Origin of the sequence: Pseudomonas sp. QC2, assembly GCF_002859085.1 — a bacterium.
GTDB classification, from domain to species: Bacteria; Pseudomonadota; Gammaproteobacteria; order Pseudomonadales; family Pseudomonadaceae; genus Aquipseudomonas; species Aquipseudomonas petroselini.
Map to the genome: position 1 here is coordinate 24,490 of NZ_PKKS01000006.1, position 16,604 is coordinate 41,093.

17 protein-coding genes are annotated in these 16,604 nt (G+C 61.1%); 9 read left to right on the forward strand and 8 right to left on the reverse strand.

Annotation, left to right across the window (positions count from 1 at the left end; genetic code table 11):
• Positions 1-149 precede the first annotated feature (149 nt).
• From QCBJ_RS05910 to QCBJ_RS05925, 3 genes are all read left to right on the forward strand, one after another.
• Entirely contained in the window at positions 150-365 is a 216-nt protein-coding gene (locus QCBJ_RS05910) for a DUF2970 domain-containing protein (RefSeq protein ID WP_012723854.1), read from the forward strand.
• 426 nt (positions 366-791) lie between these two features.
• The gene (locus QCBJ_RS05920; protein ID WP_012723853.1) at positions 792-2,450 is read left to right on the forward strand and encodes a nitrite/sulfite reductase; all 1,659 of its coding nucleotides are present in this window, start codon (positions 792-794) and stop codon (positions 2,448-2,450) included.
• Positions 2,434-2,928 carry a DUF934 domain-containing protein gene (locus tag QCBJ_RS05925; protein WP_012723852.1) on the forward strand — a complete coding sequence of 165 codons (495 nt, stop codon included), beginning with the start codon at positions 2,434-2,436 and terminating at the stop codon, positions 2,926-2,928. The genes QCBJ_RS05920 and QCBJ_RS05925 overlap by 17 nt, the downstream gene beginning before the upstream one ends.
• A gap of 105 nt (positions 2,929-3,033) precedes the next feature.
• On the opposite strand, the gene QCBJ_RS05930 is transcribed toward QCBJ_RS05925, so the two are convergent.
• Positions 3,034-3,447, reverse strand: coding sequence for a MerR family transcriptional regulator (locus QCBJ_RS05930; protein ID WP_043205247.1), 414 nt, complete (start codon positions 3,445-3,447; stop codon positions 3,034-3,036).
• Positions 3,448-3,518: 71 nt separating this feature from the next.
• Between QCBJ_RS05930 and QCBJ_RS05935 the strand changes: the two genes are divergently transcribed.
• Both QCBJ_RS05935 and poxB read left to right on the forward strand, forming a co-directional pair.
• Positions 3,519-4,751, forward strand: a complete 1,233-nt coding sequence (locus QCBJ_RS05935) for an NADH:flavin oxidoreductase/NADH oxidase family protein (protein ID WP_102060301.1) — start codon at positions 3,519-3,521, stop codon at positions 4,749-4,751.
• A gap of 77 nt (positions 4,752-4,828) precedes the next feature.
• Entirely contained in the window at positions 4,829-6,553 is a 1,725-nt protein-coding gene (gene poxB, locus QCBJ_RS05940) for a ubiquinone-dependent pyruvate dehydrogenase (RefSeq protein WP_102060302.1), read from the forward strand.
• Positions 6,554-6,721: 168 nt separating this feature from the next.
• On the opposite strand, the gene QCBJ_RS05945 is transcribed toward poxB, so the two are convergent.
• On the reverse strand, positions 6,722-7,279 hold the full coding sequence (locus QCBJ_RS05945) for an NADPH-dependent FMN reductase (protein ID WP_102060303.1): 558 nt from the start codon (positions 7,277-7,279) through the stop codon (positions 6,722-6,724).
• Between the two features lie 227 nt (positions 7,280-7,506).
• Between QCBJ_RS05945 and QCBJ_RS05950 the strand changes: the two genes are divergently transcribed.
• Positions 7,507-7,743, forward strand: a complete 237-nt coding sequence (locus QCBJ_RS05950; RefSeq protein ID WP_016979714.1) for a hypothetical protein — start codon at positions 7,507-7,509, stop codon at positions 7,741-7,743.
• A gap of 61 nt (positions 7,744-7,804) precedes the next feature.
• On the opposite strand, the gene QCBJ_RS05955 is transcribed toward QCBJ_RS05950, so the two are convergent.
• Positions 7,805-8,146 (reverse strand): hypothetical protein, encoded by a 342-nt coding sequence (locus QCBJ_RS05955; RefSeq protein WP_102060304.1) that lies wholly within the window; start codon positions 8,144-8,146, stop codon positions 7,805-7,807.
• Positions 8,147-8,255: 109 nt separating this feature from the next.
• Between QCBJ_RS05955 and QCBJ_RS05960 the strand changes: the two genes are divergently transcribed.
• Positions 8,256-9,149, forward strand: coding sequence for a LysR substrate-binding domain-containing protein (locus QCBJ_RS05960; RefSeq protein ID WP_012723845.1), 894 nt, complete (start codon positions 8,256-8,258; stop codon positions 9,147-9,149).
• Here the strand turns inward: QCBJ_RS05960 and QCBJ_RS05965 are convergent.
• From QCBJ_RS05965 to QCBJ_RS05985, 5 genes are all read right to left on the reverse strand, one after another.
• On the reverse strand, positions 9,146-9,727 hold the full coding sequence (locus tag QCBJ_RS05965) for a GNAT family N-acetyltransferase (RefSeq protein ID WP_043206225.1): 582 nt from the start codon (positions 9,725-9,727) through the stop codon (positions 9,146-9,148). The two genes, QCBJ_RS05960 and QCBJ_RS05965, sit on opposite strands and share 4 nt — an antisense overlap.
• A gap of 8 nt (positions 9,728-9,735) precedes the next feature.
• On the reverse strand, positions 9,736-11,991 hold the full coding sequence (locus tag QCBJ_RS05970; RefSeq protein ID WP_012723843.1) for an Orn/Lys/Arg decarboxylase N-terminal domain-containing protein: 2,256 nt from the start codon (positions 11,989-11,991) through the stop codon (positions 9,736-9,738).
• A 140-nt stretch (positions 11,992-12,131) separates the two neighbouring features.
• Positions 12,132-12,872, reverse strand: coding sequence for a DNA polymerase III subunit epsilon (dnaQ, locus tag QCBJ_RS05975; protein ID WP_163825756.1), 741 nt, complete (start codon positions 12,870-12,872; stop codon positions 12,132-12,134).
• 82 nt (positions 12,873-12,954) lie between these two features.
• Positions 12,955-13,407 carry a ribonuclease HI gene (rnhA, locus tag QCBJ_RS05980; protein WP_003173571.1) on the reverse strand — a complete coding sequence of 151 codons (453 nt, stop codon included), beginning with the start codon at positions 13,405-13,407 and terminating at the stop codon, positions 12,955-12,957.
• A gap of 18 nt (positions 13,408-13,425) precedes the next feature.
• Positions 13,426-14,196, reverse strand: coding sequence for a class I SAM-dependent methyltransferase (locus tag QCBJ_RS05985; RefSeq protein ID WP_043205244.1), 771 nt, complete (start codon positions 14,194-14,196; stop codon positions 13,426-13,428).
• A gap of 65 nt (positions 14,197-14,261) precedes the next feature.
• Here QCBJ_RS05985 and gloB point away from each other — a divergent pair, with 65 nt between their 5' ends.
• Both gloB and QCBJ_RS05995 read left to right on the forward strand, forming a co-directional pair.
• Positions 14,262-15,029, forward strand: a complete 768-nt coding sequence (gene gloB, locus QCBJ_RS05990) for a hydroxyacylglutathione hydrolase (protein WP_102060305.1) — start codon at positions 14,262-14,264, stop codon at positions 15,027-15,029.
• Positions 15,030-15,127: 98 nt separating this feature from the next.
• Positions 15,128-16,555, forward strand: coding sequence for a lytic transglycosylase domain-containing protein (locus tag QCBJ_RS05995; RefSeq protein ID WP_102060306.1), 1,428 nt, complete (start codon positions 15,128-15,130; stop codon positions 16,553-16,555).
• Positions 16,556-16,604 lie beyond the last annotated feature (49 nt).

Genomic DNA, 16,604 nt, shown 5'->3' on the forward strand with positions numbered 1-16,604 from the left:
GTTTAGGGAGCCTCAGGACATCACGCGGATCAACGGGCGAAGCGGTGCATAGTTGCGCGGGTTCTGTTGTGTTGGTTTCGCTGCGGTCATTGCCGCGGAACTGACTATGCTGGATACACAGGGCGCTAACCCTGAACCGGGAGGGTGTTATGGACGACTCAGGCAACAAACCGCCAACGTTCTGGCAAATGCTCCACAGCGTGGTCGCTGCCGCCTTCGGCGTGCAAAGCGGGAAGAATCGCGCACGTGACTTCACGCACGGCAAGCCCAGCCACTTTGTCGTCCTAGGCATTCTGTTCACGGCCGTGTTCGCCTTGACGCTGTTCGGCATCGTCAAGCTGGTGTTGCACTTGGCGGGGGTGTAGAGCACGCGGAATAAGGGAACGAGCGGGCCGTTCCCTTATTCCGGATGTTACGGGTCCTGCTGCGGATCTCGCCCTCTTCCTACTGATGGCTGACCCAGAACACGGCGGTTCCCACCACCAGGATGATCAGAAACAGAATGGCCCAGGCATCAACGGTGCTGTCGGGTTTACGGGCTTTTGTCGAATTGCTCATCGCATCGCCTCTTGTCGGTTTTATAGGTGATTGCATTAAGACTCGACCACAGTAAAGTCCACACTTGCCCCTATGACAAATGTGGATATCGAGATAATCAATCTCATTAGTCGATTTGGTTCTTTGCATATACTCAAACATCACTTTTGCGCATAAACGCAAACTGGTATCGTGCCCCCGCTCCGTTGGGAGTGCGCGGCCGTGCGCGCAGATTTGCCGAGAACAGGACCTATATGTACGTATACGACGAATACGATCAGCGCATCATCGAGGACCGCGTCAAGCAGTTCCGTGATCAGACCCGACGCTACCTAGCAGGTGAACTGAGCGAAGAAGAGTTCCGCCCTCTGCGCCTGCAAAATGGCCTTTATGTTCAGCGCTTTGCGCCGATGCTGCGGGTGGCCGTGCCTTATGGCCAACTGACTTCGCGCCAGACGCGCATGATGGCCAAGATTGCCCGTGACTTCGACAAAGGCTATGCCCACATCAGTACCCGCCAGAACGTACAGTTCAACTGGCCGGCCCTGGAAGATGTGCCGGACATCCTGGCTGAACTGGCGACCGTGCAAATGCACGCCATTCAGACCAGCGGTAACTGCCTGCGCAACGTGACCACCGACCAATTCGCCGGCGTGGCCGCTGACGAACTGATCGACCCACGCCCCTGGTGCGAAATCGTCCGTCAATGGACCACCTTCCACCCAGAATTCGCCTACCTGCCGCGCAAGTTCAAGATCGCCATCAATGGCTCGACCTCGGACCGCGCTGCCATCGAAGTGCACGATATCGGCCTGGAGCCGGTGCACAACGCGGCCGGCGAGCTGGGTTTCCGTGTACTGGTCGGCGGTGGCCTGGGCCGTACGCCCGTGGTCGGCGCGTTTATCAACGAGTTCCTGCCGTGGCAGGACCTGTTGAGCTACCTCGACGCCATCCTGCGGGTCTACAACCGCTATGGCCGTCGTGACAACAAATACAAGGCCCGGATCAAGATCCTGGTAAAAGCGCTGACCCCTGAGGTTTTCGCCCAGAAAGTCGACGCCGAGATGGAACACCTGCGCGGCGGCCAGACCACCCTGACCGAAGCCGAAGTGCACCGCGTCGCCAAACACTTCGTCGACCCTGAGTACAAGGCCCTGAGCAATCAGGACGCCGAGCTCGCAGCGCTGGATAAAGAGCATCCAGGCTTCGCCCGCTGGCGCACCCGCAACACCCTGGCGCACAAGAAGCCGGGTTATGTGGCGGTCACCCTGTCGCTGAAACCGACCGGTGTTGCACCGGGCGATATCACCGACAAGCAGCTGGACGCCGTGGCCGACCTGGCCGAGCGCTACAGCTTCGGCCAACTGCGCACCTCCCACGAGCAGAACATCATCCTGGCGGACGTGGAACAGAGCCAACTGTTCACCCTGTGGGGCGAGCTGCGCGAAGGCGGTTTCGCCACGCCGAACATCGGCCTGCTGACCGACATCATCTGCTGCCCGGGCGGCGATTTCTGCTCCCTGGCCAACGCCAAGTCGATCCCGATCGCCGAATCGATCCAGCGCCGTTTCGACGACCTGGACTACCTGTTCGACATCGGCGAGCTGGACCTGAACATCTCCGGTTGCATGAACGCCTGTGGTCACCACCACGTCGGCCACATCGGCATCCTGGGCGTGGACAAGAAAGGCGAAGAATTCTACCAAGTGTCCCTGGGTGGCAGCGCCAGCCGCGATGCGAGCCTGGGCAAGATCCTCGGCCCGTCCTTCGCCCAGGAAGCCATGCCCGAGGTGATCGGCAAGCTGATCGACGTGTACATCGAACAGCGCACCGAAGATGAGCGTTTCATCGACACCTACCAGCGCATCGGCATTGACCTGTTCAAGGAGCGCGTCTATGCAGCGAATCATTAAGAACAACGAAGTCCTCGACGAAACCTGGCACCTGCTGCCCAAGGACGCGAGCTTCGACGGCATCTCCAACTGCGACGACCTGATCGTGCCGTTGGCACTGTGGCGCGAACACGGCCACGCCCTCAAGGCCCGCGATGGCGGCCTGGGTGTGTGGCTGGACGCCGATGAAGAAGCCGAAGAAATCGGTGAGGACGTGGAACACTTCCAAGTCATCGCCCTGAACTTCCCGGCCTTCACCGACGGGCGTAACTACTCCAACGCACGCCTGCTGCGCGACCGTTACGGTTACAAAGGCGAGCTGCGCGCGATTGGCGACGTGCTGCGCGACCAACTGTTCTACCTGCGCCGCTGCGGGTTCGATGCCTTCGCCCTGCGCGCCGACAAAGACCCGTACGAAGCGCTGGAAAGCCTCAAGGACTTTTCGGTGACGTACCAGGCGGCAACGGATGAACCGCTGCCGTTGTTCCGTCGGCGCTGAGTCTCAAATGTGGGAGGGGGCTTGCCCCCGATGGCGGTGGATCAGTCAATGAATCTGTTGACTGGCCCTCTGCTATCGGGGGCAAGCCCCCTCTCACATTGGCATCTACTTGCTCTGTAGACCGGTCTTGATCGACGCCAGCACCTGCTTCTGCCCCATCGAACACGGCACGCCTTCCGGCTGCGCCCGCACTGCCTCGATCACCCCCAGCAACTGCGCCTTGCTGTGGGCTAACTGCGCCTGCATCTCTTCGATCTGCACGACCTTGCATTCCAGTGCCTCAATCAACGCCTCGCGCTTGTGCTCGCCCGGCGCAGGCATCAGCGCCTTGAGTTCCTGCAAGGTAAAACCTGCCTGCTGCGCGCTCTGGATCAGTTGCAGGGTTTGCAGCGCCTCCGGCGCGTAACGCCGGTAACCGTTTGCCTGGCGCCCCACCTGGCTGATCAGCCCTTCGGCCTCATAAAAGCGGATCCGCGACGCCGCCAGCCCGCTCTGCTTTGCCAGCTCACCAATATTCATCACCGCACCTGCTTGACATTAAAGTTAACTTTAAGCTTAGCCTGAGACCTCCCCTGCCCAGGAGTCAACCCATGTCACCCTTTGAAGCCCTGCAACTGCCCAATGGCCAAGTCCTCTCCAACCGCATCGCCAAAGCGGCGATGGAAGAAAACATGGCCGATGGCAATCAGGCGCCGTCCCGTGAATTGAAGCAGCTTTACAAAGCCTGGGCCGCCGGTAATCCCGGTTTGTTGATCACCGGCAACGTGATGGTCGACCGCCGCGCCATGACCGGCCCCGGCGGCGTGGCCCTTGAGGATGAGCAATACCTGGCGAGCTTCAGTGAGTGGGCCGACGTCGCCCGCGGCAACGGCGTGCACTTCTGGGTACAACTCAGCCACCCAGGCCGCCAGACGCCGGCCAACCTACGCCAGCAAGCCATTGCACCGTCCGCCGTGGCACTCGACCTCGGTGGTTTCTCGAAGATGTTTGCCACGCCCAAGGCCATGACCGAAGACGACATCCAGGACGTGATCCAGCGCTTTGCCACCAGCGCACGCCTGGCCGAAAAAGCCGGGTTTACCGGCGTGCAGATCCACGGCGCCCATGGCTACTTGCTCAGTCAGTTCCTGTCGCCACTGAGCAACCAACGCATCGACCGCTGGGGCGGCGCCCTGGAGAACCGCGCACGCCTGTTGCTGGAAGTGATCCGTGCGGTACGCGCCAGCGTCAGCCCGTCGTTTTGTGTCGCCGTCAAACTCAACTCTGCCGACTTCCAACGTGGCGGTTTTGCAGAAGCCGATGCACGTGCCGTGGTCGAAATGCTCAACCCGCTGCCCATCGACCTGCTGGAGTTATCCGGTGGCAGTTACGAAGCACCCGCCATGCAAGGCGAGGCGCGTGACGGCCGCACCCTGGCGCGTGAGGCGTACTTCCTTGAGTTCGCCAGTCAACTGGCGACCATCGCCAAGATGCCGGTGATGGTCACCGGCGGCATCCGGCGCCTGCCCATCGTGCAACAGGTACTGGACAGTGGCGTCGCCATGGCCGGGATCGCCACCGCCCTGACGCTGGAACCCCACTTGATCCAGCACTGGCGCGAAGGCCGCGACCCCAACCCGCAACTCAAGCCTATCGACTGGCAACGCAAGCCCCTGGCCTCCCTCGCCATACTCGCCGTGGTGCGCTACCAGATGCGCCGCCTCAGCCGCGGCCATTCGCCCAAAGCCAACGTCGTGCCGTGCATGGCGCTGGTGCGCGACCAATGGTTTCTGGCGCGGCGCACGCGGCAGTACCGGGCGGCCATGACGCAATCTTCACATTAAAGGCGGAGCATTCGCCGTGATCGAACTGTCCCCTATTGATCAGCAGTTTTTAACCTCACTGACGATTGGAGTTCTTCATGGCGAAAATCAACCTGGCCCAGCAATTGGCGACCACCCTTGAACAGGCGGGCATCAAGCGTATCTGGGGCCTGACCGGCGACAGCCTCAACGGCCTCACCGACGCCCTGCGCACCATGGACAGCATCGAGTGGATGCACGTGCGCCACGAGGAGGTGGCGGCCTTCGCCGCCGGTGCCGAAGCAGCGGCCACGGGTGAACTGACGGTCTGCGCCGGCAGCTGCGGGCCGGGTAACCTGCACTTGATCAATGGCTTGTTCGATTGCCATCGCAACCATGTGCCGGTGCTGGCGATCGCCGCACAGATTCCGTCCTCGGAGATCGGCCTGAACTATTTCCAGGAAACCCATCCCCAAGAGTTGTTCAAGGAGTGCAGCCACTTTATCGAGCTGGTCACCAACCCCGAGCAGATGCCCCACGTGCTGCACCGCGCCATGCGTTCGGCGATCCTCAATCGCGGCGTGGCAGTGGTGGTGATTCCGGGTGACGTATCGCTGCTGGAAGTGGAGGACAAGCTCAAGCCCTGGCCAGCCCTGCACGCGCCGCGCACATTGCCTGCGGAACAAGACCTGCAACGCCTCACCGAGCTATTGGAAAGCAGCCAGAAGGTCACCCTGCTGTGCGGCAGCGGTTGCGCCGGCGCCCATGACCAAGTGGTGGCCCTGGCTGACGCGCTGGGCGCACCCGTGGTGCATGCCCTGCGCGGCAAGGAACATGTGGAGTGGGACAACCCGTTCGATGTGGGCATGACCGGCCTGATCGGCTTCAGCTCCGGTTACCACGCCATGCTCGGCTGCGACACGTTGATCATGCTCGGCACCGACTTTCCTTATCGCCAGTTCTACCCCACTGACGCCAAGATCATCCAGGTTGACCGCAACCCGCAGGCCCTCGGCCGCCGCGCCACGCTGGACCTGGGCATCGCCGCCGATGTCAGTGAAACCATCGACGCCCTGCTGCCGCGCTTGACGCGCAAGACCGATCGCAGCTTTCTCGAGACCTCCTTGAAGCAGTATGAAAAAGCCCGCCAAGGGCTCGATGACCTGGCTCAACCGTCGAAGGCCAATCGGCCGATCCACCCACAATACGTGGCGCGTTTGCTCAGCGAGTTGGCGGATGACGATGCAATCTTTACCGCCGACGTCGGCTCACCGACCGTGTGGGCTGCGCGATATTTGAAGATGAACGGCAGGCGCCGCCTGATCGGTTCGTTCAACCACGGCTCGATGGCCAATGCCATGCCCCAGGCCATCGGCGCGCAGGCGGCCTTCCCGGATCGCCAGGTGATTTCGATGTCCGGTGACGGCGGCTTTGCCATGTTGATGGGGGATTTCATTTCCTTAGCGCAGTTGAAACTGCCGGTGAAAGTCATCGTGTTCGATAACGCCTCGCTGGGCTTTGTCGCGATGGAGATGAAAGCCGCAGGCTACCTGGACGCCGGTACCGAACTGAAAAACCCGGACTTCGCCGCCATGTCCAACGCCATGGGCATCCTCGGCATTCGCGTGGAGCAATCCGAAGACCTGGAGCCCGCCCTGCGCCGCGCCCTGGCCCATGATGGCCCGGTGCTGGTGGATGTGGTCACCGCCACCCAAGAGTTGGTGATGCCGCCGACGATCAAGCTGGAACAAGCCAAGGGCTTCAGCCTGTACATGCTCAAGGCGGTGATGAGCGGCCGGGGCGATGAAGTGATCGAACTGGCGCGCACCAACTGGTTGCGCTGACCCTCATTGGCGCAAGGAAGCGCCATACCTGTGGCGAGGGAGCTTGCTCCCGTTGGACTGCGTAGCAGTCCCAGTCTTTTCAAACAAAGGCCTGGGGCCGCTTCGTGGCCCAACGGGAGCAAGCTCCCTCGCCACATTAAGAGTAAACAGCTTTAAGTGGGCGGGTAATCAGCCGTGCTGCTTGGCCACCCACTTGGCGTAAGCATCAATAAACGCCTGCAGGAACGGCTGGGTCTTTTCAGACACCTTGCCCGCGTCGTCAAATACACTGCCCGCGCCGCCCAGGTAGGCCTCCGGCTGCTGCATGCAGGGCACATCGAGAAACACCAGGGACTGGCGCAGGTGATGGTTGGCGCCAAAACCACCAATCGCCCCCGGCGACACGCTGATGATCGCCCCCGGCTTGCCACTCCAGGCGCTCTGCCCGTAAGGCCGAGAACCTACGTCGATGGCATTTTTCAAGGGCGCGGGCACGGAGCGGTTGTATTCCGGGGTCACGAACAGCACCGCGTCGGATGAGCTCACGTGTTGACGGAAAGTACTGTAGGCTGCCGGCGGTGTCGCACCGTCAATGTCTTCGTTGTAGAGCGGCAAGTCGCCAATTTCCACAATGTTCAACTTCAGGTTAGCAGGGGCCAGTTCGGCCAATGCCAGCGCGACCTTGCGGTTGATCGAGTCTTTTCTCAAGCTGCCAACCAGGACGGCTACGGTGTAGACCTTGCTCATTGGGGGTTCCCGACGTCTGACTAAAGGAGCTTGTAGTTATAGAGTCTTCGCGGCGTGTTCACCAGAAGGTTTTGATAATCCTCCGGGCATTTGCATCACGCAGTGACATGTAGGAATCATCTGAAAAGATAAGCGAATAGTATTTTTATTCCGTAAGTAAACTACCCCGCTCCCTGACGGTCTACAGAACCGCAAATCGAGTGTTTATCTCCAGAGGTTCTAAACAGATGGCAGCAGTACTAGTCGGACAGTTTCATGCCAGAGACGCAGAAGGACGTGTGTATTCGGTGCATGAGTTCCAGGAATCCAACCCGGCGCAAGGCGACCTGGCTGGCTCGGCACCTACCACCACCTACAAGCTGGCCATTGGCGATCGTGTAGAAAAGCTGGAAGGCGACGAATTCAAGTTGATTCAATCGGGCACGATTCTCGTGCGCGAGTCGCAAACCACCCTCGCGTCATAAGATCACGCCTTATCCACCTGCTCAGTCCTGGCCATTGATGGCGTCGACTGGGCTGGGGTGATCACGGCCGGCGAATCTCCGTGACCTCAATGCCCTGCTCCCCCTCGACCTTCTTCAAGGTCACCATCAAGCGTCCCCGCTCGCCCTCCACGGCAAACATCGAACGCTGGTAGCCCGCGCTGTGGTAACCCGGATACGCGACCACCTGCCTGACCAATGCCACTTCCAGGACTGCCCCCACCTGTTCGGCCACCTGTTCCTGGGAACGGATGAACGTTTCAAGTGCCAGGTTTTCCGGCGTGCTTTCGTTTTGAGCGTTGAAGAGATAAGCAGCCACGCACCCGACGGTCACCAAGACCAGCAGTTGCTTGGCCGTTACCCCGAGGATCGAGGGTAGAGGCATGTGAGACCAGACCTGTTTTTGTTGTTAATGCCGGCAGCCGGCTTTGGTCGTTGATGATCAGCGCAGCCATTCTATTGAATCCCCGGCGCGCTGCACATAGACTCCGGCGATGCGTTTACGTCATATCGAAGTGATTCAAGCCATCTTGCAGACCGGACACCCAGGCTTGGCCGCCGAGTGGTTGCAACTCTCCGTGGGCGATGTGGACGCGGCGCTCAAGGAGGCCGAGGCGCAATTGGGCTTTATGCTGTTCGCCAGCGTCCGTGGACGCTTGCAGGCGACACGGGAAACCCTGGAGCTGCAGGCGGAAATCGCCCACGTGTATGAGGCGCTGGAACCGGTGCAACGCCTCGCCAGCCGCCTGAAACACCATCACGCCCCGACCCTGCGCGCTCTCTGCACCCCGCCCCTGGCCAATCAACTGTTGCCGCAAAGCATTGCGCTGCTGCGCCGACGCTTCCAGGACACGCCGTGCAACCTGTCAAGCCAGCCGACCCGCGAGATCGTCAGGAGCCTGCTGCTGCACGAAGCCGACGTAGGCCTGAGCCTGCATGACCCGGAACACCCACAGATCCACAGCACCGTGCTGGCCCAAGGCAAGCTGCAATTGCTCGCGCCGCATGGCTGGCTCAAACCCAAGCAGAAGTACATCGCGCTGCAGGACCTGGCCGGGCAAGCGATGATCGGGCTCGAAGGCCAGGACCCGCTCAGCCGCTTGCTGGATGCCAAGCTGCAAGCCCTGCGCCCGCTGCCGGTGGTGCAGACGCGCGTACAGACTTACCAGATGATGCGCAGCATGGTGGAAGCGGGAGAAGGCCTGGCGGTGGTCGACCCTTTCACCGCGTTCGGCGCACGCGAGGCCGGGCTGGATGCGTGCCCGGTGTCGCCGCCGATCATGGTCAGCCTGTATGCGCTGACCCTCAAGGAGGGCGTGACCTCCCCAGCGCTGAATGCACTGCTGGAGATCGTGACGCAGAAGGCCGAAGGGCTGTTGGCGGGCTAAGCCTTGTCGACTTCGTTCTTGAACAGCCGATACCAGAAAATCGCCACTTCGCGGGTTTGCGGATCAATGCCGCGATAGCGCAGGTGGTCGATGCCGCCCATCACGTAGCCGCAGCGCTCGTACAAACGGCAGGCCCCGAGGTTGTTGTTCTGGGTTTCCAGCATCATGCCGGGCAGGTTTTTCTTGCGGCTCCAGAACTGCGCCACATCCAGCAGCGCCTTGGCCACGCCATGGCGCCGGGCGGGCAAGGCCACGGCCAATTCGTCGACATGGGCAAACCCGTTCCAATTGGTGCTGACCACGATGTGTCCTACCGGGCGGTCGTCCAAGTAAGCCATGAAGATCGCGCTGTCGGGCGCGTCGCGAAAACTGGCGAACTCTTCCGGATCGATGCCATAGCACTTGCGGTACGGCAAGATGCGCTCCACAGGCCATTGATCGACCCGCTTGCCCATCTGCGGCTCACCGTAGGCGCTGACTTCAAAGCTGAAATCATTGCCCCACACATAGGCGTCAAAGCCTTCGTCGGCGACCCGTACACTGAGCCCTGGATACTTCGGGTTCATTACAGCTTGCATAAACATTCTTAACCCTTGATGCAATCGACGGTGTAACAACGACCACTGCCGTCATCTTCGTGTTGTAACCCATGAACATCGGCGACAAAACCGGGGAAACTGCTATCGAACGTCCGGGCAAAGGCCAGGTAGTCGATAATCGAACGCGTCGACTCGGTGAAGCGCTCGCCCGGCATGATCAGTGGAATACCGGGCGGATAAGGCACCAGCATCACGGCTGCGATGCGCCCTGGCAAGGCATCGATGGAAACCGCTTCCACTTCACCCCTGACCAACTGGTCGTAGGCATCGGCGGGTTTCATCGCGATTTCCGGCAGAACGGTATACATCCGTTTAAGGTGCTTTGCAGTGGCGTTGCTACGGTAACAGCTATGCAGTTGGTCGCACAGGTCGCGCAGGCCCAGGCCTTGATAGCGCGTGGGGCCTTGGGCAAACACCGATGGCAAACAACTGGCCAGGCTCACATTGGCGTCGTAGCTGCGCTTGAACTCCAGCAATTCGGTGAGCAAGGTACTCCATTTGCCTTTGGTAATACCCATGGAGAACAGCACGAGGAAGGAATACAACCCGGTCTTTTCCACCACCAGACCACGCTCCCAGAGGAACTTGCTGACCACGGCAGCCGGAATCCCGCAATCGCTCAGGGCGCCGCCGGCGTTGAGGCCGGGCATCACCAGCGTCACTTTGATCGGGTCCAACAGCACGTAGTCCTCGGCGACCTCGCCAAAGCCATGCCAGTCAGCCTGGGGATGCAACAGCCAATCAGCGGTGACGACGCGGTCGATGCCCGCCACCGACGGTGGTTGCCAGATGGTGAACCACCAATCCTCGGCGGCAATGTGCTGGCGCAGGTTGGCCAGCGCCCGACGGAAGCTCAGGGCTTCGTCGAACATTTCCTGCAACAGCGAACGCCCGGCCGGACCTTCCATCATCGCCGAGGCCACATCCAGCGAAGCAATGATGCTGTACTGCGGCGACGTCGAGATATGCATCATGAAGGCTTCGTTGAAACGGTCACGGTCCAACTGACGCGCGCCGCCGTCCTGCACGTGGATCATCGAGGCCTGGCTGAACGCGGCCAGCAGTTTGTGGGTGGAGTGGGTGGTGAACACCAGCGGGCTGTCCGGCGTGCGCGAAGTGCCCATGCCGTAGCGCCCGGCGAAGAATTCATGAAACGCCGCGTAGGCGTACCAGGCCTCATCAAAATGCAGCACCTCGACGCTGTTGCCCAATTGCTGCTTGATCAGTTCGGCGTTGTAGCACAGGCCGTCATAGGTGGAATTGGTGACCACCGCCATCTTGACCTTGGGCGCCCGGCCACGGGTCAACGGGCTGGCGTCGATCTTGGCGCGGATCGACTCGGGGCTGAATTCGCTCAAGGGAATCGGGCCGATGATCCCCAGTTCGTTGCGCTCCGGGCAGAGGTACAACGGGATGGCGCCGGTCATGATGATCGAGTGCAACACCGACTTGTGACAGTTGCGGTCCACCAGCACCAGGTCATCGCGCCCGACCATGGAATGCCACACGATCTTGTTGGCGGTGGACGTGCCGTTGATCACGAAGAAAGTGTGGTCAGCGCCAAAGTTGCGGGCGGCGCGGGCCTCGGCTTCTGCCAGCGGCCCGGTGTGGTCCAGCAGCGAGCCCAGTTCGGGCACCGACACCGATAAGTCCGAACGCAGGGTGTTTTCCCCGAAAAATTGATGGAACGCCTGCCCCACCGGGCTTTTGCGGTAGGCCACGCCGCCGCCATGGCCGGGGGTGTGCCAGGAATAGTTGGAATCAGCGGTGTGCTGCACCAGCGCCTTGAAGAACGGCGGCAACAGGCCATCCAAGTAAGTGCGCGCCGCACGGGCAACTTGCCGGGCGAGAAACGGCACGGTGTCTTCGAACAGGTACAGAATGCCGCGCAGCTGGTTAAGCTCGCTCATGGCGTCAGCCGGCGCATTTTCCAGGGTGACTTGCTCGCCCAAGGCAAAGATCGGCAGATTCGGCGCCCGCAACCGCGCGAGCCGGATCAGCTCGACCATGTTCTGCAACAGATGGGTATTCTCGCCCGCGCCTTCGGCGGCGATCAGCATGCACGCCAGGCCATGATGGGTGGAGGCCACCAGCCGGCCCTCGGCGTAGTCCACTGCCGAGAAAATACTGAAGCCCTCCTGTTCCAGCTCTCGAGCGATGCCTCGGACCCGGTCACCGGCGACGGTGTCGGCCTTGATATCGCGGTGCACGATAAGGACGGGGAACTTCAGGTCTTTGTACATGAGTGCTTGTCGTCCTGAGGGTTATGCACTCAAGGGTAGAAGCTGGGAGTGGATGTGGCGAATGAAGATTTCGCAGGCAGATGGAGATCAACGGTGGGAGGGGCAAGCCCCCTCCCACCTTTGGATTGCGTGCAGCCAGGCTATTGCTGGGTCAGTTGAGTCCACAACGCCGGCGCACCCGCCGACTTGGCAATCGCTTCCAACCTTGCCGCATGCTCGGCCAAGTCTTGCTCACTGGCACGAATAATAGGCGTGGGCTTGCGATCAGCCGGCAGCCGGCGGATTTCCGAAGGACGGTTACCCGAGCCTTCCGCCGAGCCCGTGCCATCCGACGCGTTGCCCGCCAGGGACAGGCTGGTCTGCCCGCCGGTCATGGTCAGGTAGACGTCGGCGAGGATCTCGGAGTCGAGCAAGGCGCCGTGCAGTTCACGGCCGGAGTTGTCGACGCCATAACGTTTGCACAAGGCATCGAGGCTGTTGCGCTGGCCGGGGTGACGCTCACGGGCCATCATCAAGGTGTCGAGGATCGAGCAGTGCTTGGAAATGTCTGCGCGATCGGTCTGCCCCATCAGGGCGAATTCGTTGTTGATGAAGCCGACGTCGAACGCCGCGTTATGGATGATCAACTGGGCGCCGTTGATGAACTCGAAGAACTCATCGGCGACTTCGGCAAAACGCGGCTTGCCCTTGAGGAATTCGTCAGTGATACCGTGGACGCCGATCGCGCCTTCGTCACTGTCGCGGTCCGGTTGCAGGTAGACGTGGAAGTGACGACCGGTGAGGCGGCGACCCATCAATTCGACACAGCCGATTTCAATGATCCGGTGGCCGTCGGTCACCGGCATGCCGGTGGTTTCGGTATCGAGTACAACAGATCGGATGGCCATCAGGGTTCAGCTCTCAACGGTGTGGTGTGCAGTGTGGTGTGCGTCAACGGGCGCGATCTTAACACGTGAGTCGCCATCAGCTCTGCTTGTAGCCGCGCACTTCGTCCACGCCCCGGTTGGCCAACTGATCGGCGCGCTCGTTGCCAGGGTGGCCGATGTGACCGCGTACCCATTTCCAGGTGATGTCATGGCGATTGCATTGCTCGTCCAGCAGCTGCCACAGGTCGGCATTTTTCACCGGTTCCTTGGCCGCAGTCTTCCAGCCACGCTTCTTCCAGTTGACCATCCACTCGTTGATGCCCTTCATCACGTATTGCGAGTCGGTCACCAGCAGCACGTTGCAGCGGCGCTTGAGTTCTTCCAGGCCACGAATGGCGCCCATCAGTTCCATGCGGTTGTTGGTGGTGTTGGCTTCACCGCCCCACAACTCTTTCTCCACGCCCTTGCACACCAGCAACGCGCCCCAGCCGCCAGGGCCCGGGTTGCCTTTGCAGGCGCCATCGGTGAAGAGTTCTACGCTATCGGTCATCGGTTACTCGGTATTCATTCAAGAAGAGGGTTGCGCATCGCTTTGCTTGCGGTTGACCTTGGCCATCGGCATCGGCACCAGTTTGCCCATCGGCTCACGGCGCACCTGCTGCACCGGCCGCAGCCCAACCACGATCTTGCGCGCCACCAGCAGATAGAAGCCGCCACCCGCCAACTGCCAGGCACCTGCGCGGCGCTCCCAACCGGCCAGGCGGCCTTGCCACTTGGTCGACGCAAGCGGCGGACGATAGCACCCGAAGCGGCGTTTCTCCAGCGCGAAGCCCAGCAGGTTAAGCCAGTCGCCCACCCGCTGCGGCGAGATGCAACGCGCCTGGCGCAGGCCATCGTGGGCGAACGCATGGCGCAGGCCCCAGCTGCTCCAGGGGTTGATCCCCACAATCAGCAAATGGCCACCCGGCCGTACGCTGCTCGCCGCTTCGCGCAGCAAGCCATGGGGTGACAGGCAGAAATCCAGGCCATGCTGCAACACCACCACGTCGGCGGCGTGCTCGCTCAAGGGCCACGCCTGTTCTTCGCAGACGATCTCCACCCCCGGCAACGGCGCCCCCAAGCGCACATTGCGCTGCACTTGGGGCGCACACGGCGGCGTTTCGGCCGAAGGGCCGTAATGCACCAGATAGCCACCAAAGAACCGGCCCAGCTCGTCTTCGAGCATGCGCCGTTCTTCGTCCAGCAGAAATTGCCCGATGGGACCGGACAGCCATTCGCGGGCGGCGCTGATCAGGGCCAGCCACTCAGGATCGGCCTGGGCGAACGCTTTATCAGTCATTGCATTCTCCAACTCGCCTAGACGTTCTAAGATGCACCAATGTGTTCAGCTTGGCGAATCGAAGAATGATACAGATCAGTGCCCTGCCCGCCTTCACCGATAACTACATCTGGTTGTTACAGGACCCGCACACCCAACGCTGCGCCGTGGTCGACCCCGGCGATGCCGCCCCGGTCCTGGACTGGCTCGAACAGAACCCAGGCTGGGCCCTCAGCGACATCCTGGTCACCCACCATCACCATGATCATGTCGGCGGCGTCGAACAGCTCAAAGGTGCTACCAACGCCAAGGTCTACGGCCCGGCCAACGAGAAGATCCCCGCACGGGACGTGGCCTTGAACGATAACGACCGCATCACGGTACTCGGCTGGGACTTCGACATTTATACAGTGCCCGGCCACACCCTGGGCCATATCGCCTTTTATCACAGCGGTGTGCTGCTGTGCGGCGACACCCTGTTCGCCGCCGGCTGCGGGCGCCTGTTCGAAGGCACGCCGGAACAGATGTACACCTCCCTTGAACGGTTGGCCGCCCTGCCCGCCGACACCCGGGTGTACTGCACCCACGAATACACACAAAGTAACCTCAAGTTCGCCCAAGCGGTGGAACCGGATAACGCCGATATCGCCGAACGAGTGGAAAGCGTCCGCCAACTGCGCGCCCGTGGCGAGATCACATTGCCTTCCAACCTGGCCCTGGAGCGGCTGACCAACCCTTTCCTACGTACCTCTGAAACATCCGTTAAACAAAAAGCGGACGAACGGAATGGCCGCGACCACCGCTCTGGGGCCGAGGTGTTTGCTAGCTTGAGGGCGTGGAAAGATAAGTTCTAACCAGAAGCAATCTGATACGTAATTTCTGAATGGTTGACCGGAACCGAACGGGTTTCTAGAATCGCCCGACATTTTTGCCCGGAACTTACTTCCAGCCAATGTCGTCATCTATTCGTAAATCCAACCATTCAGACGCATTGACCCGCCTGGCTCAAGCTGTGGCGGTGGCTGTGTCCGCCACGCTGGCGGGCTGCCAATCAAGCAATTTCACCGCACAATCCACCGCACAATCCACCGTGCAACCCAAGCCGAACCTTAGCGCCAAGATCAAACAGAAACCCGTCATCTGGCTGTCAGAGAAGCCTGCACCCGAAGTGCCCCAGGACGTCTGGGAACGCATGCGACGGGGCTTTCAATTGCAGGAAGGCCTAGGCGTCAACCCGCGCATCGAGCAACAGCGCCTGTGGTTCGCCAGCAACCCTTCCTTCCTGGAGAACGCCGGAGAACGCGGCAGCCTCTACATTCACTACATCGTCGAACGCCTTGAAGAACGCAACATGCCCCTGGAGCTGGCGCTGCTGCCGGTGATTGAAAGTGCCTACAACCCGATGGCCTATTCGCGCAGCGATGCGGTCGGCCTGTGGCAGTTCATCCCCTCCACCGGGCGCTACTTCAACCTGCGCCAGACCCGCGCCTACGACGGCCGCCGCGACATCACCGCCTCCACCACCGCCGCCCTCGACTACCTGACCCGCCTGCACGACATGTTCAACGGCGACTGGCTGTTGGCCCTGGCCGCCTACAACGCCGGCGAAGGCACGGTGAGCCGGGCAATCGAGCGCAACGAGAAGCTCGGCCTGCCGACCGACTACTGGAACCTGCCCCTGCCCCAGGAAACCAAGGACTACGTGCCCAAGTTCCTGGCACTGTCCCAGGTGGTGCTGGCGCCCGAGGCCTATGGCGTCAACCTGAACCCGATCGCCAACACGCCGTACTTCGAAGTGGTTGAAGTCAAGCAGAGCATGGACCTGTCACGGGTTGCCGCGCTGGCCGAGATCGACGAAGACGAACTGTTCCAGCTCAACCCTGCCCTGAAACAACGCACCACCCTGGACGGTCCCCAGCATTTGCTGGTGCCCAGCTCCAAGGCGCAACTGCTCACCAGCACCCTGTCGACGATGAAGCCGGAAGAATTACTGGCGATGCGTCCGAAAAAGCAGGTGTTCGACGAAGTCGAGACCGCCCGGGTGGCCGGCCGCAGCCGCAGCTACAAAGTGCGCAGTGGAGACAACCTCACGCTCATCGCCAAGGCCAACAAGGTCGACGTGCATGACCTGCAACGCTGGAACAAGCTCAACGGCCAGGCCCTCAAGGTCGGCCAGACGCTGGTAATGCAGGACACGCGCAAGCTGGTGGCCAAGGCCGACAGCAAGAAGCCAGTGCAGTACAAAGTCAAGAAAGGCGACTCGCTGTACATCGTCGCCAAGCGCTTCAACGTTGAGATGCAACATCTCAAGCGCTGGAACCCGCGCACAGGCCAGGCGCTTAAGCCAGGGCAGATGCTGGTGGTTTCCGGGCCACGCTAACTGACAAACCAGCCTGTTTGTGTGAACAGGCTTGTATGGTGAACAGGCT